Genomic DNA, 726 nt, shown 5'->3' with positions numbered 1-726 from the left:
GTTACTGTCTAGCACATCACGCACCGCCTGCAATAAAGTCACAAAATTATCGCCATCATCGGGGCTGTAACAACGAGTAGTATCATGACAGTCACCACCATGCCCTGGGAATTCCCAGTCAATATCAATGGTCGTAAATAGAGGCTCACCGTTGACTTGAAATTTATCGACAATTTCTAATACTGAGTTGGCGAAATTATCGATTAATACGGAGTCTGCCGCCACACGATAGAAGGGTTCAGACAGCGTCCAGCCGCCAATACTCAATGAGATATCTAATGATGGATTTTGCTTTTTAAGAGCAACAAGCTCACCAAACAGTCCTCGTGTGTTATCAGCATTTAATTGATTCCAATTTGAAGCATCAATTTTGTCGTATATAGCGCTCCAGTTATATCCAGGGTCAAAACGAGCTGCATTTTGGAATGAACCCCAGAAATCGAGAGAAACAATTTCCCCTTCCTGCTTATTGAGCGCAGTACAGTTGGCTTCAATCTTATCTGCAGTGGTTGAGTTAGGATTACTTTTATCGGATACAAAGGTACCTCGGTCACCACAAATACCAAAGAAAGAATAGACTAATTCGGTATAGGCCGTTGCCCCTACATTGGCCAGCGCAAACTTACGACCATATTGGGCCCAATCAGAGACATAGCCGCCAAACTTAAGCTCATTGTTACGAATAACACTCGATGCGTTCGCATTAGAAATTACTTCTGACACTTC

The 726-nt window shown here is 43.0% G+C and carries 1 protein-coding gene; it reads right to left on the bottom strand.

The window, feature by feature from the left end; translation table 11 throughout:
• On the bottom strand, nucleotides 1-726 hold a 726-nt coding region (locus tag VTH8203_RS23075; RefSeq protein ID WP_244181314.1), incomplete at both ends, for a glycosyl hydrolase family 18 protein.

The sequence above is a fragment of the Vibrio thalassae genome (genome assembly GCF_900089835.1).
In the GTDB taxonomy this organism is placed as follows: domain Bacteria; phylum Pseudomonadota; class Gammaproteobacteria; order Enterobacterales; family Vibrionaceae; genus Vibrio; species Vibrio thalassae.
This window is presented reverse-complemented; position numbering and strand designations above follow the sequence as displayed.